The organism is Lutispora sp., from assembly GCF_041687175.1.
Taxonomy (GTDB): Bacteria; Bacillota; Clostridia; order Lutisporales; family Lutisporaceae; genus Lutispora.
In genome coordinates this window covers 1-22776 of record NZ_JAWLCK010000040.1, presented here as the reverse complement: position 1 = coordinate 22776, position 22776 = coordinate 1, and the positions used below count along the sequence as shown (strand labels likewise).

The window sequence follows — 22776 nt, the reverse complement described above, 5'->3', positions numbered from 1 at the left end:
AATTTGACAAGTCAGACTTCTGAGTCTTAGAATATACTTGAATATTCAATTACTACTGTAGAAGGAAATTCATTTTACACAAAATTATTTACACTGCCTGAGATTCAATGTTATCTTCTACTAGTGAATCGCCAATATTCACATAAGCATTTTCCACATTTTTTGCACTCATATCCACCACATATATTACATTTTTTCAATGTATATGTGATATCTTCACCACACTTCCAACAATGGTTTATTGCCTCAAGCATATTACCATTAATCCATTCTCCATAAAATTCTATCTCACGTTTTTCATTATACAGCGTTCCTGTACCATGGTATTTGCCGTCTTTTATCCCTCCTATGTACTTAATAGTACCATTTTTATGATACTGAATTTTTCTACTTCCATTAAGGTAATCAATCTCAAGTTTATTTTCTTTAAATTTACCATGCTTTATCAAAGTTCCATCTTTCGCATAAATTCTGCCTTCACCTTCAAGTAAATCATTTTTAAAGGAACCTTCTCTCCACACTCTTCCATTATCCCAATATGTTTTTCCTTCACCATTTAACTTCCCATCAATAAAAAATCCCTCACTTCTTATCTTCCCGTTCTCATAATATGTTTTTCCTTCACCATTTAATTTGCCATTTACTAAATTCCCTAAGGTTCTAATTCCACCCCTAACTTTACATACATCTTCTCTTTTTTTGTTTTGCTTATGACCCTTCATTAAATTCAACCTCGCTTCTTGCTCTAAAAAACTCCAAAAATAACAATCTATGATAAATTAATAGATTTTGAAGTTATAGCTTTATCATTTTTACTACAATTCTCCGAGAAAGGCTTTCTGCATTAGGGATTTAAAAAGGCTATCAAGTTCTTGAGATGATTTTTCTTGTTTTTCTTTTAGTTTTTCAATTTTTTGGACAAATCTCACAAAGATCTGTTGTTGCTCTATAGGTGGAACAATAATCGAAAGCTGCTTTATATCAATAAGATGTAAATGCTTTATAGATATACCTTTGGTAGATGCAACATATTTGCTTCGTATTGAAGGATTATTTAAAAAATGCAATAAGTATTTTCCGTCAATAAATTTTCTGTCGTATTTTATTAAAGCTAAACTTTCGAACAGGCTAAATTCAAAATCTTTATCCACAATAGCTGCAGCTCCTATAGAGCCACTTTTAGTAAAAAGTATGTCTCCATTCTCTGGGTTGCACCTCTTGATTAATGTTTGATGTTCATTAATATTAATATACTTTGTGTTGCTCCAATCTATCTTCCCATTTTTAATATCTTTCGCTGATATAAATCTAACTCCTATGTTTTCATACTTTGGAGTTTTATGAGTACCGTCAGTAATTTTACTACATATGCAACCTAAACTCTTTATTTCCCACCCCTTAGGATTTGTTACAGGATCCCCAAACATATCAATAAAAACTGATTGCAGATACTTATCTGCCAATTCATCTGCCTTTTTTCTCTTTTCTATAGCCTTTTCTGCTTTTTCTAGTATTGAGGCAACTTTCTTTTGGGTTTCTAGCGGAGGAACATTTATTTCTAATTCCTGAATGTCCGTTAATCTTATTGATGGATAAGCTGCATCTTTTATTAAATGACTTGGCGGATTATTCTTAAGATAATATGTTAAATACTGTGCATCAATCCCTTCGGGAACAATGCAAGCCAAATGATTTACAACATAACAAGCTCCTCTTAATCTATATATTCTGTTCTTTGTACAAGACATACCACTTTTTGCAAAAACAATCGTATCTGCAGGAAATAGCTTGAGCTTATACCTTTCTGCAACATCTTGACATACTTTCTGAATTTTATTTTCTAGTAATCCCCTGCATAAATCTTCAAGATTTCCAGCCTTGATAAATGGTATTCCATCTCTACAGTATTCTCCATCTCCCTGTGGTGCTCCCTGTCCAGAAAAAACTTCACAATAATCCTTTAACTTTGCAATTTGCCAGCCTTTAGGTATCCTATTAGTCATCATATTTTCATCATTTCCTTTAGTTCTTTAATTTCCTGCAGTATCTCATTCTCTAGCTCAACTATCCTCTCCATAATCACTTCAGGTTGCTCATACTCTACTTCCTCATGTTCAATTCCTTTATATTTATTAATGGATAGGTCATAATCATTATCTATTATCCTACTTTTCTCTACCCAGAACCACTTATCTTCCTTCACTGGCTCTATTTCTCTATCTTCCTTACATTTCTTCCAGCTCTCAATAATATCCGGGATATCATTAGCTTCAATAGGATTTCTCTTATCATCCAGGCTGAATCCATCTGCCTGCATATCATAAAACCATACCTTGTCGGTCTTACCACCCTTGGTAAAAATCAATATAGCAGTAGATACCCCAGCATAGGGCTTAAATACTCCTGAAGGCATAGAAATTACACCTTCAAGCTGGTTCTCTTCAATTAACATCTTCCTGATATTCTTATGTGCAGTAGAAGAACCAAAAAGCACGCCATCCGGTACTATTGCAGCACATCTTCCTCCCAAGTCAAGTATCCTCTCAAATAAAGCAAGGAATAGAATCTCTGTCTTTTTAGTATCTACAACCTTCTTAAGAGAAGAGTTTATATCTCCGGCATCTATACTCCCCTTAAATGGAGGATTGGCCAACACAAGCGTATACTTATTTTTCTCCTCATAAGTTGACGATAATGAATCAGCATACTCAATATCAGGTTCATCAATTCCATGGAGAATAAGGTTCATGGAAGACAACCTTAGCATGGATGTATCAAAGTCCCTTCCATGCAGCAAATCTTTTCTAAAGTATCTCCATTGCTCAGATGACAGCATGTCCCCTATCTTATCACGCAGAACTCCATCCTCATCAGTGAACACACTCTCCGGTCGTGTAACTTTCTTTAGAATATGCTCTGCAGCTGCTACTAGAAATCCCGCTGTGCCACAGGCCGGGTCGCAAATTTTGTCCTCAATGGTCGGGTCCGTTAGTTCAACCATCATCTTAATAATATGTCTGGGTGTCCTGAACTGTCCATTCACTCCTGCAGTTGAGAGTTTGGAAAGCAGATATTCATATAAGTCCCCTTTAGTATCAGCATCTTCCATATTTATACCATCAAGAAGTTGTACTGCTTCAGATAATAGACCAGGCTTCTGTATAAGAAAAATAGCATCTTTCATATACTTCCCGAAAACAGACTCCTTTCCACCAAACTCTTTCATGAATGGAAAGACCTCAGTCATCATGTTATCAAACATCTCTTGTGGTGCAAAATGCTTGAATACTGACCATCTGCACTTATCACTCTTAAAAATGGATTCGTGCTTCTTGCTAAGTCTATTCGCTTTTCTCTCTGCCAATACTTCCATATCATCCAGTCTCTTTAAAAAAAGCAGATAGGATATCTGCTCTATTACAGTCAGAGGATTTGATATGCCTCCTGACCAAAAACTGTCCCATAATTTATCAACCTTATTCCTTAGTTCTCCGCTAAGCATGTCTTTCCTCCAGTTCCACCTTATATGGTTTTATCAATTCTATAACCTCTTCTGAAATCTTTCCTTTGAATATACCATCAAACCCATCATGGTTAATATTTGTATAGGGTGGCTCATATAGGGATGCAAAAGATATTCCTCTATTTCGTATGATGTCATTCTTAATCATTTCTATAATCTTCATCTGTGTTGCAGAGAGCTGTTTATTGTGAATCCTTACAAATTCACCAAACCTTACATTTAATTCTTTCTCGTCCACACCCACAAATTTTCTTAATAAGCCTACCAAATCCTTTTTCTTTACATGGGCATTTTTAGACAGTTCGTCCAGCGTGAATCCTACTTTGCCTGAATTGAAAATTTCATATACAGTATCAATATCCTGTTTGGTAAGAGATTCTCCTCTTCTTATTTTACGGATAACAAGCTGCATATTCAACTCTTTTTCAAGAACCGTTCTCACTCTTTCTTCATAAGGTTCCATATCTGAGGATGTAGTGCTGTATGTTTCGTTAATTTCTCTTATAATGCGTCCTCCGTCTTTAAGGTCAAGCCTGACAAATGCCCCCGGTTCGTTTGCAGTTCTATATTTCATAAGGTTTCTTAGAGTAAGCCTTGTATTTTCAACATCTTCATACGAAGCCTTATACCATACAGTCTCATTAATAAGACTTTTAACATAATCCCTGATGCCATCAAAATGGTTCAAATTTAACCTTAGCATGGCCAAATCATATATCACGCTGTTGACATGGTTTGGAAGTCTTGTGTCGCCATTAATCTTATATATCTGCATCTTATACATCTGATTGTCAAACCATATTGCCGTCTTATCATCTTCAGAGTCAATCCACTGCATTAGAGGGGCAACTTCCTTGAGAAGCCTATCTATCAAACTCTGGTTAACAACAACCCATGTCTGGTCCAATTTTAGCCATTCAATCGTTTTCCACTGTTTTCGTACTGCAACTGACTTTTCAGGGAGATTTGCAATATCCTGCCTAATAAGCCTTATCATTTCATCCTGTTTAGATTTATCTTTTTTCTGGGAGAATATCTTTAATAGCTCTATCCGCCTCTCAAACCGTATCTGAATTGATGTTTTTGTAACAGCAGGGATTATGCCATCTGGTTTCTCGTCAAAAAACTCAAAGTTCTTCCAGTGATCAAAAATCATGAAGCATTCCTTGTCCTTACCTTTGCCAAATAAGTCAGGGCATAACCTTGTTCCCCTTCCTATCATCTGGAGAAACTTTACTTTAGAGTATATAGGTTTGGCAAATACTAGGTTAACAACTTCCGGTACATCCACACCAGTGTCCAGCATATCAACAGATATAGCTATTCTAGGTCGTTCTGCTTCTTTGAAGTTATTTAGAAGGTCCTCTTTTTTTTCAATCTGCGAGTGAATAACTGCTGCTAAACTACCGTTATATTGTGGGTACATTTCATCAAAGAGCTCAATAAGGAGTTTTGCATGCCTGATATTTTTAGCAAATATAATGGTTTTACCTATGCTATCTCCAACCTTAATACCATTATTCATAAGATTTTCAAGGATAAACCTATTGGTGTCTTCATTAGTAACAAATTCCTCAAGCTCTTTCTTGTCAAATTCAATCTGGTTCTCATCATACCCTTCTTCTTCGAGCTGTCTTCTCTGCTCCTCAGTAAGATTTGACCATTTGATTCCTCTTCTAAGAAAATCAGTAGTGGCATCAATTTTTTTAGGTCTTAGTAGATACGGTGGCTTATGGTCACATGCATCATCAAAGGAATAATAGAATGTTGGGTCCCCATCATCACAGCTAAACAAATTAAATGTGTTTCTATTGATAAAGTTTACAGGAGTTGCCGTCAGTCCTATAAAATAGGCATCAAAGTACTCAAGGATGTCTCTATAAGTATTATAAATACTTCTATGGGATTCATCACATATGATAAGGTCAAAGAACCCGATGCTGAATCGGTCATAATGGTTAATCATAGTCTGGTAAGTTGCAAAATATAGATTAACTTCTCTCACTTCAGCATTAGCGGAAGTGATTCGTGTAGAAGGCACCTCAGGCATAAATACTTTGTAACTGTTCTTCTGCTCTTTGGCCTGCTTTACAAGTTCATCACGGTCGGCTAAAAATAGCACTCGCTTTACCCAGTTAGCCTGCATCATAGCTCTTGTAAGAGCAATTACTGTTCTTGTCTTACCTGTTCCGGTAGCCATGACCATAAGGGCTCTTCTTCTCCCATTTTCAAACTTCTCAAAAACTCTCTTAATACCCTCAATTTGATAGGCACGCTCCACAATACTATTATCTATTTCGACATTGCTTAAGGTCTTTCTGCTTTTATGCTGGAACATCAGATATTCAAGGTCATCCAGTGTATAGAAACCCCAAACCTGTCGCGGCTCACTATAATTATCATCCCACATATATATTTCGTGACCGTTAGTATAATATATAACCGGCCTTACTCCATACATCTTTTCGAGACTGTCAGCATAAAGCTTGGCCTGGTGCTTGCCGACTTCAGCATCTCTTGAAGTCTTTTTAGCTTCTATCACTGCAATTGGCTTACCTTTCTTATCCCAAAGAACGTAGTCTGCATATCCCTTTCCATTTTTATTGGGAAAGTACGATACTTCATATTCGAGTTTAACTTGCTCAGAATCATCTATATTCCAACCTGCATCCCTAAGCAGTATATCAATTAGCTTCTTCCTTGTCTCAGCTTCAGTAAGCCCAAGGTCGTTAGTAACTATCTCAATCTCACGTTCAACCTTCTCAGGATTTGGTGCTGCAGTCTGCAGCTGCTTTTTTAGTTCTTCTATCTCCTCTAGATGCTTTTTCTTTAGTTCATCAATTTCTTTCCTGTATTCTTCAATATCTATAACAGGTGCCTTTTCCTTTTTCGAGGGCTTCTCAGGCCATTTAAATTCTGGTAGAGCTGTTCTGTCCCCGGTTACCTTTACATAGAACCAACAGGAAAGTTTGAAAATACTTTTCATACATTCTGCTGCATCCTTTAGGTCACCATAGTTCTCATGTGCCGCTTTATTACCTATTTTGCGGACAATATGAAGAAGATCAATAACTGCAGGCTGAACCTTGTTTGACTGGTTAAGCATCTTAATTTTCTCAATCTGGGTGCCACCCACCACTGTATCCAACTTCAGCGCAACAAAAAGAAGGTCTATTAGTTCCTCTGAAAATAGACGCATCTTAAATAGTGCTGAATTAGTATCACTATACAGATACCGTTCAGCTAACCGCCCATTTCTGGCTAAAGTAGGCCATCTTTCTTTTAGAAAATCGAAGTTTGATGTTCTTGCCCCCATGTATTTGACCACACCGCAATTATTTATATAAGAAGACTTGACAGATACTTGCCAATCTATTATAGCCTTCTACTAGTTAAATAGTACCAAAAAATGCACGTATTGTACAGCTACATTACTTATGTGCTCTCGGGCAACTACCCATTTCGAGACACTACCGGCTGTTCTAAACACTATTAGGACAGGATAATAAGATTTTTTGTATAAAAAAAAGACCCGAGGGTCTTAATAAGGTCTTACTTACGAAGCTGATTCTTTTTCTGATAACAATGCAACAACATTAATCGGAGCTAAATATATTGGTTTTATGCCTGATTTTTGCGTTATAGATGATATATGCTCCCGGATATAAGGAAACATAATCGCAGGTGCATTATGTTTTGCAAAATCGTCCATTTCCATGTTCTCTTCTCCATTAATATAATTAAATAATCCAACAAAAGTACACTCTAAATTAAAAACTTCTTTTTCTTCTGACATGCCTTTTACTGATGTGGTAAGAATAACATTAAATTTATCTGTATTTTCTATTTTATTTAGGTTTATATCAAAATCTACAGTTGTTTTTAAATCTGAAGATATATCAGGCTCCCTGGAAAATTTTTCAGAAACAAGAATAATTCCATTCACTTTTATTCCAGGCTGTTTATTAATATCCATATGTACGCTCCCTTCTTAAATTATGCAGCTTGGATAAACTCCTCGTTAGGTATCTGTTTATATTTGTCCAAATCTTCTTCAAAAAAACAATCAGGTTGAAGATAATTTTTATTATAATTATTCGTTTGTATAAAATCAGTTTTGAAATCAATAATATCTCCAGGTTTAACTAATATTCTTGTATTAATATATATTTTAGGAATTGAATCTTCTTTTTTAATACTAACTTTTACTTCACCTTTAGTTATTTGTATAGTATTCTGAGAATCATTGTTACATTTCCATCCCATATCTCTAGTTTTTAAATAATCATAACCAAAAGAAATATTAAAAATTCCATTGGCAAATAATACATCTCTTATCAATTCGCCAGTATAAGACAAAAATTCTTCATCGTTAGACTCATAATGTTTCCCTGTATGCCATATATCAAAAGCATTATCTTCATCGTCAAATTCATAACCAATTATTAAATCTCTGTATTTATCCTTCACCTTAGAAATAAACTCTTCTATAAATACTTTCTTATCTTCCATTATTGTCAATTCCCCTTTTTATTAATATGCTATCTATTACTTTTATAAACTGATTATATTTAGGTAAAAAATCATTGATGAAATCTAAAGTATATTCTATTTTTTCTTCTGAATAGTCTGCTTTATTTCTTTTTTTCTTTAGCTTATGCATTGTTGTTACTTTTGGAATCTGTTCAGGTGCAAGGTTAATCTTATAAATGTATTCATTAAAATCATTGATGACCTGATTATGTGTATTATTTTCTCCTTTCGGAGCATTGTAAAAACCATCATGTTTCAGAATAGTAATTACTTTCTGAAATAATGAATAATAATATCTACTAACTGCAATATCGTAATATCCTTTTTCTTTTGCCCACAAACCTGCTTCTAGATTCATCTTAGATTTTTCAAGCATATTGTTTCCATCCTCATAATTATATATGTAAGACAAATCTGATATATACTGGGATAATAGAGACCAGAGTTTTCTTCTTACTCACAAGCTAGTAAATGCAAACATCATAACATAATCTTAATTTAATACTAAATCAATTGTAAACAAAAGTAAAGAAAATTTTACCATTATGTAATTAATTTGCCATTATTTATATCGTCTTTTTAAAATTATCCTATAGCCACTTTATTACATCCTCAACCATCATTATTTCTATCAAGTTTTATTTATTATTAAGCTATTTTATGACCTTTCTATTTTCCAATACTCTCATACTTACCCTTTAGATTTAATTTCTCCACAACCCTCTTAAACAGCTTTCCAGAGAAAGAATAGCAGCGTAACATTACATTGGTTTTTCTTAGGGAAATTTTAGTGACAGTTCTCAATACGACATTTCTAAACTACTTTGGCGCGCCCAGGAGGATTCGAACCCCCGACCCTCTGATCCGAAGTCAGATGCTCTATCCAGCTGAGCTATGGGCGCAAGTCACTTGTATCAAGATTATACATGGTTCAATCTGTTCAGTCAATCGGTAAGAAAAAACTGCCGGTATTAAACCGACAGCACTCTTTAATGTGTTAAAATTCCTTGTCTTGCGCGTACAACTGCAATCCATTCTTCTGCGTCTTCTACTTTCAAGACTGCTGCTCCCCCTGCCTCATCCTTTACTACCTTGATTATTACTTCCATTCCATACTTATTCCCCTCAGCAATAGTTGAAATATACTTCGTCCCATTCACTATAAAGGACCGGATGAATTCATACTTCTCGGCGCTGTCCGGTTCTCCAATGGGTATCACAGTGTTCTCCAAAATTTCAAGCAAGGCTCCCTCTGCTTCAATTCCAGCCCTGAATCTTTCCTTTGCATCCTGTATGAAATTCAGTTGAAGATTTCCATTCCCATCATACGACAGTCTGTATATCAGGTCCCATTGGCACTCGAGCTCCAAATCTCCCATTCGGTCATATTCACAAGGAAAAAACATTATATATTCATTCCCCTCAATTTGGAACACCGATACAGCCTTACATTCAACTATACCCTCACCTTCTCTGAGAACAAGACTTAAGGTCATGCCCAGACCGGCTGCTCTTTGCGTAGCTTGTCGGTTGCGTCCGCCTTTCCCTATTTTCTTCGGCATCTTCTACTTCCCCCCTCTTTAATAGTTAAATCGGGTTATACTTCATAGATATGTTTTTAACATGAGGTCATTATATAATGCTATAAATAACAAAAGTATGTAAGGAAAGTGAATTAACAAGCGAATAAGTAATGGAGAAATCCTAGATAAGCAGGATTCTTGGATTCAGGTGGAGTATTTATCTCCAACTGAATCTTAGAAGCCGTTATCCAGGGACGTAACGCCGCTTCTCCCTCACTTGAAGAAGAAGGGAGTCTTAGCGGCGGTAGTCATCGGATAAACTATGCGAAGTTATGCTCAAATTTCAGGAAGAATTGACAGGATGTCAATTCTAGGAATTATTGAGCATGGATGCGAATTAATTCCGGTCTGAAATTTAGTATAACAAGCATCTAGTTTATCTTGATTTTGTAATCCTTATGAGCGGTTAATTTGTTTTCCTTATATAATTAAATCTAAAATAATACGTCAAGGTATCTTGGATTGCTATCTGATTATCCTGAGTCCGGCATACTGGGCCATCAGCCTCTTGTTTCCCACACTTTTAAAAGCTATGTCAAGCTTGAGGTCATCGCCTTCTTCCTCCACCCGTGTTATTACTCCAACACCAAACTTTTTATGCTCTACCAGAACACCGGTTTTCAGATTGGATAATTCTACAGGCTCCTGACTGGCCCCTGCTTCTCCATAGGACTGGGGCTTCGGCATACCCCTTGATGCCGCTGGCATGGTCGGACCGTAAGAATCTCTGGAATAACTATTTCGCCCGGTTGAATCCCAAGACAGGAGGCTATCCCTTCTGTCTTTTGCAGTTTCCAGACCGTCCACCAATTCTTCGGGCAGCTCTTTTACAAACCTCGAAACATTATTGTATGTTGTACTGCCGAACAGTGTCCTACAGTAGGCTCCGGTCATATATACCTGTTCCCTGGCTCTGGTAATTCCAACATAACAGAGTCTTCTCTCCTCTTCCAGTTCACCTTCTTCAGAGAATGACCGGTATCCGGGGAAGACCCCTTCTTCCATACCGGCCATGAATACGACAGGAAACTCCAAGCCCTTAGCACTGTGGAAGGTCATAAACACAACTGCATCCTTTTCCTCATCCAGGGTATCAATATCCGAAACAAGAGAGACGTTCTCCAGGAATGAGCCCAGGTCTGCATCTTCATTTTCCCTTTCAAATTCAATGGCCACCGATATGAATTCCTTGAGGTTCTCAATTCTTCCCAGGGCTTCTATGGTATCTTCATCTTCCAGTTCTTTCAGATAGCCTGTCCTTTTGAGAATCTCTTCTATCAACTCTGAAACCTTGAGCTGTTCTTTTACCGCCTTAAGACCGCAGATTATGGATGAAAAATTCTGCAGCGCCCCTGCAGCCCTGCTTATTCCCTGTATACTGTCAATGGCCTGAATAAGGCTGAATATGGAGACCTCCCTGGCTGCAGCCTGCTGTTCCAGCAGTTCAATAGTAGTCTTGCCTATACCCCTCCTGGGTACGTTAATAATCCTTCTCAGGCTGACAGAATCAGACGGGTTATGGATTAGCCTGAGGTAGGCCAGAAGGTCCCTTATTTCCTTTCTATCGTAGAACTTCTGTGCGCCTACAAGCTTATACGGCACACCGAATTTCATGAATCCTTCTTCCAGTACACGGGACTGTGCATTCATCCTGTATAGAATGGCAAAATCAGAATGCTTCCTTATTCCCTCTTTTACCTGTTTGTTTATTTCATATATTATATACTCTGCTTCTTCATGTTCATTGGAGGCACAAAAATATCTGACACTGGTTCCAGGCCCGTTTTCAGTCCACAGCTTCTTGGATTTACGGCCAGCATTATTTCTGATTACATGGTTGGCGGCATCCAGTATATTCTGAGTTGACCTATAATTCTGCTCCAGCTTGATTACCTTTGTGCCGGGAAACTCCCTCTCAAAATCAAGGATGTTTCTTATGTTTGCCCCTCTCCATCCATATATGCCCTGGTCATCATCACCAACCACACAGATATTACCGTGTGATGCCGAAAGCAGGCTGACAAAGGTGAATTGTGCACTGTTGGTATCCTGGTATTCGTCCACAAGTATATATCTGAATCTCGATTGATAGTAACCCAGAACTTCGGGGAATTCAGTCAAGAGTTCGATGGCCTTGATTATTATGTCGTCAAAGTCAAGAGCGTTGTTGATTTTCAGCTTCTTCTGGTATAACTCATAAATACTTGCCACCTTGCCCAGCCTGAAATCAGTTGAGTACATTGTCATGTATGTCTGCGGATCAATCATTTCATCCTTGGCCCTGCCTATCTGATGTAGCACAGATTTAGGCGGAAAGTTTTTTTCATTGAGGTTTAATTCTCTTAGACATTCCTTAATCAGTGTCTGCTGGTCGGATGTATCAAATATAACAAAGCTCTTGTCGTATCCGAGTTTATCTATGTCTCTTCTCAGAATTCTGACGCAAGCCGAGTGAAATGTGCTGACCCACATATCCTCTCCCTCAGCGCCAATGAGCTTGACAACCCTGCTTTTCATCTCTTTGGCCGCTTTATTGGTAAAGGTTATGGCCAGAATATTCCAGGGTTTTACGCCTTTATCATCAACCAGGTAGGCTATCCTATGTGTCAGAACTCTGGTCTTGCCGCTGCCTGCGCCTGCAAGTATAAGCAGGGGACCATCCCCATGCATCACCGCTTTTTTCTGTTGTTCATTTAATGCTTCAATATAATTCATAGTACCCACCATATCAATATTGTTTAGCCTGTTTATTTTATTATAATCAAACCAAAAGTTCAATGCTGATTAACTTTGTTTTGCTTAAACATAGTTTATGCCTATATAATTTCAAAGAACCTCATGATTCCCATATATATCCCCCAGGCAACTCTCTCCCTGTATTTATCATCCGACAGATTGCGCTCCTCCTCCGGATTTGAGAGAAACCCACACTCAACAATAACAGAGGGTACCTGTGTACCCTGCATAAGATAAACCTCACCTATAGGAAGCGCTTCCCTGTTGTCGTCAATCTGCAGGGTTTCTTTTAATTCTTTCTGGACAGATACAGCCAGCCTCTTGCTGTCTTCCGAATTCCTGGGGTAAAAGCTTTGGACCCCCTTATACCGTGATTGGGGGAAACTGTTCAGGTGAATGGAAACATATGCGTCAGCCTGGCTGGAATTGATTATGTCCTTACGGTTTTTTAAGTCAGAGCGTTTTTTGTTCCGAATGGATTTCTTATCCTTGTCATGTATAGACTCATCTACTGCCCTTGTAAGCTGGACTATACATCCTCCCTGCTCAAGGTACCCCTGCAGCTTCAGAACAATATCCAGGTTGATGTCTTTCTCCAATGCCCCTGATTTTCCTATTGCTCCAGGGTCAGGGCCTCCATGCCCTGCATCAAGCACTATAACCTTATTTGTAACAGGAAGTACAACTGTCGGAGCCGTATCTTGCATTGTAACGCAGTATGATATATATGATACTGTCAGCAGAAGGCAAATCATCAGTATATTGTACTTCCTTACCACTAATACCATATCAAGTCCCCCGCCCCATTTTATCTAATTATAGTTATTAACTGGCGGGCACTATTATTACTCACTATAGGAAACCAAAAAATAAAGAGAAACAGGACTGTTCCTCTTTTATTGATACATTACTACTTTCTTCTTAGCGATACTTCCTCTTATCCTTAATGTACACGCTTCCCTCAAGCATCTTAGCCTTCTTTTTTACTTCTGCAGCTATCTCTGCAATTTGTACAGGGCTGTACAAAACGCGTGCCTCATTGGTAACCACAGCAATAGAAATGGTCATTATGGGAAACTCCATTGTCTGACCAAGTCTGTTCATGGTTGTAATATATCCTTTTTCCCTGTCTTCATCGGAATACAGTTCAACCATCTTACTGTCAAAATCCTGTATTATTCCTTCACTTATTTCAGCAGCCTTTTCGGGAATGGTAATTACCACAAAGTCATCACCGCCGATATGGCCTATGAAATCTCCGTCATTACCTATCATTTGTACATTGGATAGTATAATATCGGCAGTAAGCTTTATAGCCCTGTCACCACTCGAAAAACCATATACATCGTTATATGCCTTGAAATTATCCAAATCAAGATAGAGAACTGCAAACTGCTCCTCCCTGGCAATCCTCTTATTGATTTCGGCATGTATTTCGATATTACCTTGAAGGCCTGTAAGTGGGTTAGCCCACCTGTTCCTATCTATTCTTCTAAGGGTGTTTTTAACCCTGCTTACCAGTTCCCTATGGTTGAAAGGCTTGAATATGTAATCATCAACACCAAGTTCAAGTCCCATAAGTTTATCTTCTTCATTATCCTGAGCGGTAAGCATGACAATAGGCATCAGGTTATTGCTCTCATCGTCCCTCAATACCTTGCAAACCTCAAAACCATCCATTCCCGGCATTACTACGTCAAGGATAACCAGGTCGGGCTTTTCTTCCCTGACCTTCTGAAGTCCCTCCAGGCCATTTCTGGCAACTACTACTTCATACCCCTCTTCAGTCAGCATCTCAGTGATAATACTTACTGTTAATTCTGTATCGTCTATAACTAGTATTTTTTTCTTAAACATATATTTTCCCCCTGAACAGGCAATAAACACTTTAATAAGACTATTATAATACAAATTCAGTACAAATAAAATGTATTTATATATTTTTTATATATAGGGGTACAAGTTAGTGTATCAAGAAATTTTGGTGGTAAGATTTCGGTTTCAGTTACATATCTTATATTGATACCAAGGTTGGGAGGGATACCCTTGTCTCATAGAACCCGCTATTCCAAGCATTACATATCTTTAACCGAAGAAGATACAGGATTCCGCCTGTCAGGCACGCCTAAAGGTTTGGCCAGATTCGAAACCAACAATGACCAGTGTAGTTTTTCTCTGCGCACCGAATACCTGAAACCACCTGCCGATGGATATACATATGACTGTTATTTCATAGCCTCGCGCCCTGCCAGATTTAAATTTATATCTATGGGAAGTATTGAAATAACCAATGATAAGGGCAAGCTCTCCTCGTCATTCTCACCCTGGGATGTTAATAACTCGGGACTTTCTCTGGAGGATTTTAACGTAATAGCAGTTGTCTGCAAACCGGAGAATATAGAATATGATAAAAGGGTTATTGTTCCTCTTGTTGGCTATAGGCATGGTAAAGTGGGCTGGAGGGAAGAATTCGAATCAAGTATCCAGCCGAAAGACGCTGAGGATGTCAAAGTAAATGAAGACATAACTTCTCAGGATAAAAATCCTGAGAACTCTCAAACCAGGCCAGGCAGTAAACCTGAATATGATTATGCCAGCCAAATTCCAGTTGATATCCCGATACTCTCCGGGTTTGGTGCGACTAATTTCGATAAACCGGAAGACTTCCGCCCAGAAAAACAATGGGGGCATTCAGCTGAGAGCTTTGATATGCATTACCCTCTTCAGTATTCAGGCAGTTCAACGCTGATTGAACACCACCCTGTATACTTTCCATTCACAATTGAGAGGATAAAAAAGCTTGAGAATCTGCTATCTATGTCTTTTTCAGAATGCAAACCTTTTTTTGCAGCTGGAGATTCAACCAGATGGTGGAAGGTCAAAAACCATCAACTGCTAAAACGTATACTTCATACCTCGGGTTATCCGAATCTTATGCTTGCAAGCAGTTATTTGAATACCTCATATTATGTTTATGGTTACTATATTGTGGGTATAGATTACTGCACAGGGTCATACAGATTCGCTTACGGTATTCCGTCTCTATATGGTATAGACCCTAAACCGGGAGGCATTGCATGCATATGGAGATCAGAGGGCAATAATGGAGAACTGTATGGTGAATTCGGATACTGGATATTGAAGATTGATATGGTTAGTGCAAATACAGGATAATAGGCAGGAGTTCCTGCCTATTATCCTGTATCCTTATTCCTCCAGCCTTTGCATAAGTGAACTGTGCTCATCCATTATCTCCTTCGGCAGCCTGTCGCCGAACTCATCAAAGAAGGTCAGCTGTGTCTTGAGTTCTTCTTTCCAAACAACCGTGTCAACATCCAGGAGTGATTGGACCGACTCAAGGGATAAATCCAGTCCTTCAAGGTCAAGGCCATCAACTGCAGGAACATAACCTATAGGGGTTACATCCGCTTTGCCTTCACCTTCGCAGCGTGAGATTATCCATTTAAGAACACGCAGATTTTCACCAAATCCCGGCCAGATGAACTTTCCATTATCATTGGTACGGAACCAGTTCACATGGAATATCTTAGGCGGATTGGGTATCTTCCTGCCCATTTCCAGCCAGTGTCTGAAGTAGTCAGCCATATTGTATCCGCAGAACGGAAGCATAGCCATAGGATCACGTCTGACAACACCCACGGCACCTGTTGCTGCCGCAGTGGTCTCGGACGCCATTGTAGCTCCTACAAACACACCGTGCTGCCAGTTAAACGACTGGTAGACCAATGGAGCGACCTTTGCACGCCTTCCTCCAAATATCATAGCCGATATTGGAACTCCTTCTGGATTCTCCCACTCAGGAGAAATTGAGGGGCACTGCCTAGCAGGAACTGTAAACCTTGAGTTCGGGTGAGCTCCAGGTTGGCCACTGTTAGGACTCCAGGATTCGCCCTTCCAGTCAATACCATTTTCGGGCGGCTCCTGGTCAAGCCCTTCCCACCACACCGTACCATTCGGTGTCTCAACTACATTTGTATAAATTGTATTTTTCTGAATAGCTGCAAGCGCGTTTGGATTGGTTTTTGAACTGGTGCCGGGCACCACCCCGAAAAAGCCTGCTTCAGGGTTGACAGCCCATAGGCGTCCATCTTTCCCTATCCGCATCCAGGCTATATCATCTCCAACCGTCCACACCTTATAACCTTTCTGTGAAAGCGGCGGGACAAGCATTGCCAGATTTGTTTTCCCGCAGGCACTTGGAAATGCAGCAGCAACATATGACGTCTTACCCTCAGGGTCCTCTATACCAAGTATCAGCATATGCTCGGCCATCCAGCCTTCTTTCCATCCCATGTGGCTGGCTATGCGGAGTGCAAAGCATTTCTTTCCTAAAAGCACATTGCCGCCATATCCAGAACCTACGCTCCATATTGTTTTATCTTCAGGAAAGTGGCATATAAATCTTCTTTCGGGATTTAAATCTGCTTTGGAATGAAGCCCTTTAACAAAGTCGTCAGAATCTCCCAGCTGGTCCATAGCTACTTTTCCCATACGGGTCATGATTCTCATATTCAGAACCACATATATGCTGTCGGTAAGCTCTACTCCTACCCTGCTGAATGGTGACCCTTCCGGTCCCATAAGATATGGAACCACATACATGGTTCTTCCCCTCATTGAGCCATCAAATATCTTGCCAAGCTTGTCATAGGCTTCAGCAGGTGACATCCAATTGTTATTGGGCCCTGCATCTTCCTTCTTCGATGTACAAATGAATGTAAGGTGTTCAACTCTGGCCACATCGTTTACAGCTGTCCGGTGGAGATAACATCCAGGTAGTTCTTCCCCGTTCAGTTCCTTTATCTCCCCTGTCCTGCAAGCCTCATCCTCAAGTCTCTTTCTTTCTTCTTCCGAACCGTCCAACCATACAATTTCGTCCGGCTTTGTAAGCTTTGCCATTTCTTCAACCCAGCGTGATACTGCTTTGTTGTTATACATAGAAAACTCCTTTCTAAAGAAATTGGATTTGAACCGTACTTTCTTACGGTCTACCATCAGATTGGTTTTTCAGGTCCATAAGGTATTTAATAAGAACTCTAAAAATATACGTTCGAAATATGACAAGCAGTGCATTTAACATTATACTTTAATATTTAAATATTTTAAAGGCTATATTTGATATTCTTCTTTTGCACTGTAGACTTGATATTACCGGGCTAATGTATTTACAATTTTAACATAATCCGATATGGATAGAGCCTCCGGTCTCAGCGTTCCCTCTACACCAATTGAGTCCAATATTTGGTTGAGCTCAGTTTTATTATATGAAAACAGGCCTGAATTGGATATACTGTTCAGTATGGTTTTTCTCCTTTGACTGAACAGGGCTTTAATAAACCTGAAAAAGAGTACCTTGTCCCTGACATCATACTGCGGCACACCATATACATCAATTTTAACTACGGCAGAAATAACCTCTGGTCTTGGAATAAATGACTCAGGGGGTACATCCCGGACTATAGATGGTGAACCATAATAAGATACTGCCAGGCTCAAAGCACCGTATTCCTTTCCTCCGGGGTCGGCACTAATCCTCCGGGCAACCTCTTTCTGAACCATTACGATTATGGTTTTTAACCCCAGGTCTTCCTCAAGCAGTTTCATAATTACCGGCGAAGTAATATAATACGGAAGGTTGGCAACCACCTTTACATTACCTTTGTGTTCAAGCCCATTTATTAAATTTTTCAAATCCAGCTTAAGTATGTCCTCGTGAATTACTCTATAATTATTGTATTCATTTAAAGTGCTTTCTAGTATATTAATAAATCTCCGGTCCAGCTCTACTGCAATAACTTCTCCTGCTCTTGCACACAGCTCTGCCGTAAGCACTCCTAGTCCTGGCCCTATCTCAATTACAAGGTCATCTTTCTGAAGCTCTGCAGCAGCAGCAATGGAGTCCAATACCTGCCCATCGATTAAAAAATTTTGCCCCAGCTTCTTATTGGGATGCAAATTATATTTTTTCAATATACTTCTGGTCTTTAGTTCCAGTTGATTCATATCCACTCCTGATTAATATACATAAACATAGCCGAAAATTTCCTATTACTCTCAAGAAATCTCCGGCTTTATTTTTATTGTCTTTTGAAAAGCTTATCCTATGTATTATTCAAGCACATACACCTTTACCGGCCGTCTCCCCCAGAAATCTACCTGTTCTTTGGTTTCAAAGTAGAGGTCTACCTTGTTTCCCTTTATTGCCCCTCCGGTGTCGGCAGCTAGAGATAATCCATAGTCGGGTACTTTCCCATCCAGGCTTTCAACGTACAGTCTTGTGCCTAATTTTATTACTCTAGGGTCTACAGCCACTATACCTTTTCTGGTTCTTATACCGGAGGCTGTTATACCGTACTCTGGATGCCCCGGATGCTTGCCGGTACTTTCATAGCTATTGTCATATGCTGTAGCACTCATTACTATGCATTTCTTATACCTGAGCTTATCTCCCCTGGATGTAACAAGGATTGATGAAGTCCCATACTCTACTACCTTGCTGACAGGTTCGGCAACTACTTCCTTGCTTATTAAGGTACGACTTACTTCTTCTCCGTCCCTGTATACAACCCGATAGCTTTTCTTCACCGTACCATTCTTTCCTTCTTTTACTACCCTTGTTTCTCCTCTGCCAAGCTTACTATTAGCCTTTCTTTCAACCTCATAGGGAACTTTGCTCTTCTCTACTTCAATTTTCTCTATAGTGTTATTCTTATCTTCCTCTATTATGTTTTGAAGACTATATCCCCTTACCACATCTTCACTGAGCTTTACTAGATATCCATCAGCACTTGCATCCGTACTGCTTTCCACTTTCGCTACACTCGATACCGAATCGCTTATATCAATAGCGCATAATGGTCCAACCAGGCTGTCAGGATCGGGTTTTACGATGTCATCTTTATCAAGTTCAATTTCATTTTCTTTAAGTACATCACCAACTGTCTTTCCCATGGTTTTTACAACTATCTTTGTACCCTTGTTGTTAATTTCAACTTTTTTTACCTGTGAAGCATAGACAAACATACTCACAAGCGAGGCAAGAGAAACTGTAAACAAAATAAGGACCAAATGCTTCCATCCCCACTGCCTCTTATTATTATTATCAAACTTCAAAATACTTTTCCCTCCCAAACGTTAATTTAAGGGGCCAGGTTAATTTTATTCCTTTTTGGTTATTTTGTCAAATCTTTGGATACAGTGCCCTATTTTTCTAATCCTGAATATATTATTATCCATTAATGGAATAATTATGTCCAAAAACTCTCAGTATTTTTAGACAGTCATAATAACATTATATCATATTACATAAGATAATGGAATGTTAACTGGATGAAATAGGTTGGAGGAACAGTCTTTTTGCATTCCCAGTAGTTATTTCTGCAGCTTCTTCTACTTGAACACCTTTAATCTGAGCAATTTTCTCGGCTACCAGCCTGACAAACGAAGAATTGTTTCTGCGCCCCCTGAAAGGTTCGGGCGTCAGGTAGGGACAATCGGTCTCAATAAGTATTCTGTCCATTGGCATATTTCTGAGAACTTCAACTGACTTTTTAGCATTTTTAAAGGTAACAGGACCTGCAAATGAAATATAGAAGCCCAGATTTAGAAGCTCTTTTGCCATGTCCCAGCTTCCGGAAAAGCAGTGGAATACACCAGACGCTTCAAATGGGGCATGGCTTTTAACCATTTCCAATGTATCTTCGTGTGCATCCCTGTTATGAATAATTACCGGAAGCTTTAAGTCCTTAGCTATGGACAGCTGTTTTGAAAACCAGAATTTCTGAACCTCTCTGGGTGAAAAGTCATAGTAATAATCCAGGCCTATTTCCCCCAGGGCAGCAACCCTGGGGTGATTGCACAGTTCAATGATTGTTTTTTCGTCGTCATTCTGAAGCTTTGCAGCTTCATGCGGGTGAACCCCGGCAGCTGCAAAAACAAAGTTGAATTTCTCAGAAAGCTCTATGCTCTTTCTGGAAGATGCAATATCCGAACCGGCATTCAGGATGTACCTTACTCCGCTGTTGTATGCGCTTTGAATTACTTCCTCTGCATCTTCACTGAATCTCTCATCATCATAATGGGCATGTGAATCAAATAACTCCATTTTATCACCGCTTTCTTATTTAACCTTCGCACCCGGCTCTATATCTCCGTAAATAGTTGCAAGAGTTAACTCTTCACCCTTGCTGGCAGCCAGTATCATTCCCCTTGACTCTACACCCTTAAGCTTCACAGGCTTAAGATTCGCTACGAGGATAACTTCCTTCCCTACAAGGTTCTCAGGGGAGTAATGCTTAGCAATACCTGAAACCACTGTCCGGGTTTCACCTCCTGCGTCTACCTCAAGCTTAAGCAGTTTATCCGCTCCTTCAATCTTTTCAGCTTTGAGCACCTTTGCCACACGTAGGTCAATCTTTGCAAAGTCGGCTATGGAAATATAGCTGCTTTCAGCAGCAGTCTCCTCTTCAGACTCCTTTTTCGGCTGTTGTACCGGTGAATTATCATGTGCAGACTCAACTTTTATATCCACCCTCGGGAAAATAGCATCTTCCTTTCTCACCTTGGAACCCGCAGGCAGCAGTCCCCATTTTGAAGCCGAATCCCATTCGGTCAGACTGCCTTCACCAATCCCCAGCTGGCTCCAGATTTTCTCCGGCGTTCTGGTCATGAACGGTCTCAATAATACCGAGACTATTCTTATGCTCTCAGCCAGATTGTAAAGCACTGTTCCCAGCCTTGCCTTGTCTGCCGGGTCTTTGCCAAGCACCCACGGCATTGTTTCATCTATATACTTGTTGACTCTAGAAATTGTCTTCCATATCTCGGTCAGTGCAAGATTGAACTGCATTTTGTCCATTAACTCGTTCACTTTCTGCGGGGTTTCCAAAACTATCCGCCTTAGATCATCATCAAAATCCCCACATACATCTGCCTGCGGCAGTTCACCCCCAAAGTACTTTTCAATCATTGCAGCCGTTCTGCTGACCAGATTACCAAGATCATTGGCCAGGTCCGAATTTATCCTGTGTATGAGTGCTTCGTTGGAAAAGTTCCCATCAGCTCCAAAAGGAACCTCCCTCAGCAAAAAGTATCTTATTGCATCAAGGCCGTACTGACCTACAAGTACTTTTGGATCAACAACATTGCCTCTGGATTTCGACATTTTTCCTCCATCCAATATAAGCCATCCATGTCCAAATACCTGCTTGGGCAGTTCCTCACCGAGAGCCATAAGCATTGCCGGCCATATTATAGTATGAAATCTTACAATTTCCTTTCCTACAAGATGTACATCTGCAGGCCAGTATTCCCTATATTTACTGTCATTACCGCTTAGATACCCCAGTGCAGTAATGTAGTTTGAAAGCGCATCAATCCATACGTAAATTACATGCTCCTGGTCAAAAGTAACCGGGATTCCCCATTTGAATGTGGTCCTGGATACACAAAGGTCTTCCAGTCCCGGTTTCAGAAAGTTATTCAGCATTTCATTCTGACGGGAGACCGGCTGAATAAATTCAGGGTTTTCCTCTATGTGTTTTATCAGTCTGTCCTGGTATTTTGACAGCCTGAAGAAATAGCTTTCTTCCTTCACAAGCTCTACATCCCTGCTGCAGTCGGGACATTTTCCGTCCGCAAGCTGCCGCTCTGTCCAGAAGGCTTCACAGGGAGTACAATACCAGCCCTCATATGTACTCTTATATATATCCCCCTGGTCATACAGCTTCTTAAATATCTTCTGCACCACTTCTTCATGTCTCTTCTCTGTGGTTCGGATAAAGTCATCATAGGATATATCCATGACCTCCCACAGTTCTTTTATCCCGGCAACAATATGGTCAACATATTGTATTGGGCTTAATCCTTTTTCCCTTGCAATACGTTCAATTTTCTGCCCGTGCTCATCAGTGCCGGTTAAAAACATTACATCATAGCCGCGCAGTCTCTTGTACCTGGCCATTGCATCTGCCGCAACAGTGGTATATGAGTGACCTATATGCAGTTTATCGCTAGGATAATAGATTGGTGTAGTTAAATAGAACGTTTTTTTATCCATATTAGTACCTCCCTTGGCTACTAAATCCACAATTAGTTATTGATTAATATACTTGTATTCTGCCCATTTTTCAAGTAGTTTTTCTATTAGAGTTTCATTAAACCTTCCATAGGCTGAGAAATATAACCGGAGTTTGCTTTCAAGACTTTTGTCTGATAAAATTCCAGAAAAAACTAGAATTTCTTACAATATATATTATAATGGTATGTATAAACAATAAAAGTAGGAGACTAACTATATGAAGTCAATAGAAAAAGATTAAAAAGCATAAAACTTTTTAATATAGAATTGAACCTTGAAAACTGCATGACGAAATAAGCATC

17 protein-coding genes and 1 tRNA gene are annotated in these 22776 nt (G+C 39.3%); 1 reads left to right on the top strand and 17 read right to left on the bottom strand.

Translation table 11 applies throughout. The features are described from left to right. Positions 1-110: 110 nt before the first annotated feature. The 12 genes from ACESM9_RS07875 to ACESM9_RS07820 all read right to left on the bottom strand — a co-directional run bounded on the left by ACESM9_RS07875 (position 111) and on the right by ACESM9_RS07820 (position 14232). The gene (locus tag ACESM9_RS07875) at positions 111-722 is read right to left on the bottom strand and encodes a toxin-antitoxin system YwqK family antitoxin (RefSeq protein ID WP_372997010.1); all 612 of its coding nucleotides are present in this window, start codon (positions 720-722) and stop codon (positions 111-113) included. A gap of 93 nt (positions 723-815) precedes the next feature. Further along, on the bottom strand, positions 816-2006 hold the full coding sequence (locus tag ACESM9_RS07870) for a restriction endonuclease subunit S (RefSeq protein ID WP_372997008.1): 1191 nt from the start codon (positions 2004-2006) through the stop codon (positions 816-818). After that, positions 2003-3502 carry an N-6 DNA methylase gene (locus ACESM9_RS07865; RefSeq protein ID WP_372997006.1) on the bottom strand — a complete coding sequence of 500 codons (1500 nt, stop codon included), beginning with the start codon at positions 3500-3502 and terminating at the stop codon, positions 2003-2005. Before ACESM9_RS07865 ends, ACESM9_RS07870 begins: the two co-directional genes overlap by 4 nt. Continuing rightward, positions 3495-6839 carry a DEAD/DEAH box helicase family protein gene (locus ACESM9_RS07860; RefSeq protein ID WP_372997004.1) on the bottom strand — a complete coding sequence of 1115 codons (3345 nt, stop codon included), beginning with the start codon at positions 6837-6839 and terminating at the stop codon, positions 3495-3497. The genes ACESM9_RS07865 and ACESM9_RS07860 overlap by 8 nt, the downstream gene beginning before the upstream one ends. Before the next feature lie 240 nt (positions 6840-7079). Further along, on the bottom strand, positions 7080-7499 hold the full coding sequence (locus ACESM9_RS07855; RefSeq protein WP_372997002.1) for a protein-export chaperone SecB: 420 nt from the start codon (positions 7497-7499) through the stop codon (positions 7080-7082). Positions 7500-7519: 20 nt separating this feature from the next. Continuing rightward, positions 7520-8035 carry a hypothetical protein gene (locus ACESM9_RS07850; RefSeq protein ID WP_372997000.1) on the bottom strand — a complete coding sequence of 172 codons (516 nt, stop codon included), beginning with the start codon at positions 8033-8035 and terminating at the stop codon, positions 7520-7522. Continuing rightward, on the bottom strand, positions 8025-8432 hold the full coding sequence (locus ACESM9_RS07845) for a hypothetical protein (protein ID WP_372996998.1): 408 nt from the start codon (positions 8430-8432) through the stop codon (positions 8025-8027). Before ACESM9_RS07845 ends, ACESM9_RS07850 begins: the two co-directional genes overlap by 11 nt. A gap of 449 nt (positions 8433-8881) precedes the next feature. Continuing rightward, positions 8882-8958 (bottom strand) — tRNA-Arg (locus tag ACESM9_RS07840). 87 nt (positions 8959-9045) lie between these two features. Further along, positions 9046-9618 (bottom strand): hypothetical protein, encoded by a 573-nt coding sequence (locus tag ACESM9_RS07835; RefSeq protein WP_372996996.1) that lies wholly within the window; start codon positions 9616-9618, stop codon positions 9046-9048. 486 nt (positions 9619-10104) lie between these two features. After that, positions 10105-12354, bottom strand: coding sequence for a DNA helicase PcrA (gene pcrA / locus ACESM9_RS07830; RefSeq protein ID WP_372996994.1), 2250 nt, complete (start codon positions 12352-12354; stop codon positions 10105-10107). 101 nt (positions 12355-12455) lie between these two features. Continuing rightward, positions 12456-13163, bottom strand: coding sequence for an N-acetylmuramoyl-L-alanine amidase CwlD (gene cwlD / locus ACESM9_RS07825; RefSeq protein WP_372996992.1), 708 nt, complete (start codon positions 13161-13163; stop codon positions 12456-12458). Positions 13164-13296: 133 nt separating this feature from the next. Then, a complete protein-coding gene (locus ACESM9_RS07820; protein ID WP_372996990.1) occupies positions 13297-14232 on the bottom strand; it encodes a response regulator in 936 nt (311 codons plus the stop codon). Positions 14233-14421: 189 nt separating this feature from the next. Between ACESM9_RS07820 and ACESM9_RS07815 the strand changes: the two genes are divergently transcribed. Next, entirely contained in the window at positions 14422-15549 is a 1128-nt protein-coding gene (locus tag ACESM9_RS07815; protein ID WP_372996988.1) for a hypothetical protein, read from the top strand. 33 nt (positions 15550-15582) lie between these two features. Here ACESM9_RS07815 and ACESM9_RS07810 read toward each other — a convergent pair whose 3' ends face one another. The 5 genes from ACESM9_RS07810 to metG form a co-directional block, all read right to left on the bottom strand. Then, positions 15583-17334 carry a phosphoenolpyruvate carboxykinase (GTP) gene (locus ACESM9_RS07810; protein WP_372996986.1) on the bottom strand — a complete coding sequence of 584 codons (1752 nt, stop codon included), beginning with the start codon at positions 17332-17334 and terminating at the stop codon, positions 15583-15585. A 210-nt stretch (positions 17335-17544) separates the two neighbouring features. Continuing rightward, positions 17545-18399, bottom strand: coding sequence for a 16S rRNA (adenine(1518)-N(6)/adenine(1519)-N(6))-dimethyltransferase RsmA (rsmA, locus tag ACESM9_RS07805; RefSeq protein WP_372996984.1), 855 nt, complete (start codon positions 18397-18399; stop codon positions 17545-17547). A 105-nt stretch (positions 18400-18504) separates the two neighbouring features. After that, complete coding sequence (locus ACESM9_RS07800; protein ID WP_372996982.1) at positions 18505-19509, bottom strand: 3D domain-containing protein; 1005 nt, start codon at positions 19507-19509, stop codon at positions 18505-18507. Between the two features lie 208 nt (positions 19510-19717). Continuing rightward, a complete protein-coding gene (locus ACESM9_RS07795; RefSeq protein ID WP_372996980.1) occupies positions 19718-20500 on the bottom strand; it encodes a TatD family hydrolase in 783 nt (260 codons plus the stop codon). 15 nt (positions 20501-20515) lie between these two features. Further along, entirely contained in the window at positions 20516-22453 is a 1938-nt protein-coding gene (metG, locus tag ACESM9_RS07790) for a methionine--tRNA ligase (protein WP_372996978.1), read from the bottom strand. Positions 22454-22776 lie beyond the last annotated feature (323 nt).

What these genes read in the sequence shown, in the direction of transcription:
- ACESM9_RS07875 (WP_372997010.1), bottom strand. Translation starts at nt 722, where the DNA reads ATGAAGGGTCATAAGCAAAACAAAAAAAGAGAAGATGTATGTAAAGTT.
- ACESM9_RS07870 (WP_372997008.1), bottom strand. Translation starts at nt 2,006, where the DNA reads ATGATGACTAATAGGATACCTAAAGGCTGGCAAATTGCAAAGTTAAAG.
- ACESM9_RS07865 (WP_372997006.1), bottom strand. Translation starts at nt 3,502, where the DNA reads ATGCTTAGCGGAGAACTAAGGAATAAGGTTGATAAATTATGGGACAGT.
- ACESM9_RS07860 (WP_372997004.1), bottom strand. Translation starts at nt 6,839, where the DNA reads ATGGGGGCAAGAACATCAAACTTCGATTTTCTAAAAGAAAGATGGCCT.
- ACESM9_RS07855 (WP_372997002.1), bottom strand. Translation starts at nt 7,499, where the DNA reads ATGGATATTAATAAACAGCCTGGAATAAAAGTGAATGGAATTATTCTT.
- ACESM9_RS07850 (WP_372997000.1), bottom strand. Translation starts at nt 8,035, where the DNA reads ATGGAAGATAAGAAAGTATTTATAGAAGAGTTTATTTCTAAGGTGAAG.
- ACESM9_RS07845 (WP_372996998.1), bottom strand. Translation starts at nt 8,432, where the DNA reads ATGCTTGAAAAATCTAAGATGAATCTAGAAGCAGGTTTGTGGGCAAAA.
- ACESM9_RS07835 (WP_372996996.1), bottom strand. Translation starts at nt 9,618, where the DNA reads ATGCCGAAGAAAATAGGGAAAGGCGGACGCAACCGACAAGCTACGCAA.
- pcrA (WP_372996994.1), bottom strand. Translation starts at nt 12,354, where the DNA reads ATGAATTATATTGAAGCATTAAATGAACAACAGAAAAAAGCGGTGATG.
- cwlD (WP_372996992.1), bottom strand. Translation starts at nt 13,163, where the DNA reads ATGGTATTAGTGGTAAGGAAGTACAATATACTGATGATTTGCCTTCTG.
- ACESM9_RS07820 (WP_372996990.1), bottom strand. Translation starts at nt 14,232, where the DNA reads ATGTTTAAGAAAAAAATACTAGTTATAGACGATACAGAATTAACAGTA.
- ACESM9_RS07810 (WP_372996986.1), bottom strand. Translation starts at nt 17,334, where the DNA reads ATGTATAACAACAAAGCAGTATCACGCTGGGTTGAAGAAATGGCAAAG.
- rsmA (WP_372996984.1), bottom strand. Translation starts at nt 18,399, where the DNA reads ATGAATCAACTGGAACTAAAGACCAGAAGTATATTGAAAAAATATAAT.
- ACESM9_RS07795 (WP_372996980.1), bottom strand. Translation starts at nt 20,500, where the DNA reads ATGGAGTTATTTGATTCACATGCCCATTATGATGATGAGAGATTCAGT.
- metG (WP_372996978.1), bottom strand. Translation starts at nt 22,453, where the DNA reads ATGGATAAAAAAACGTTCTATTTAACTACACCAATCTATTATCCTAGC.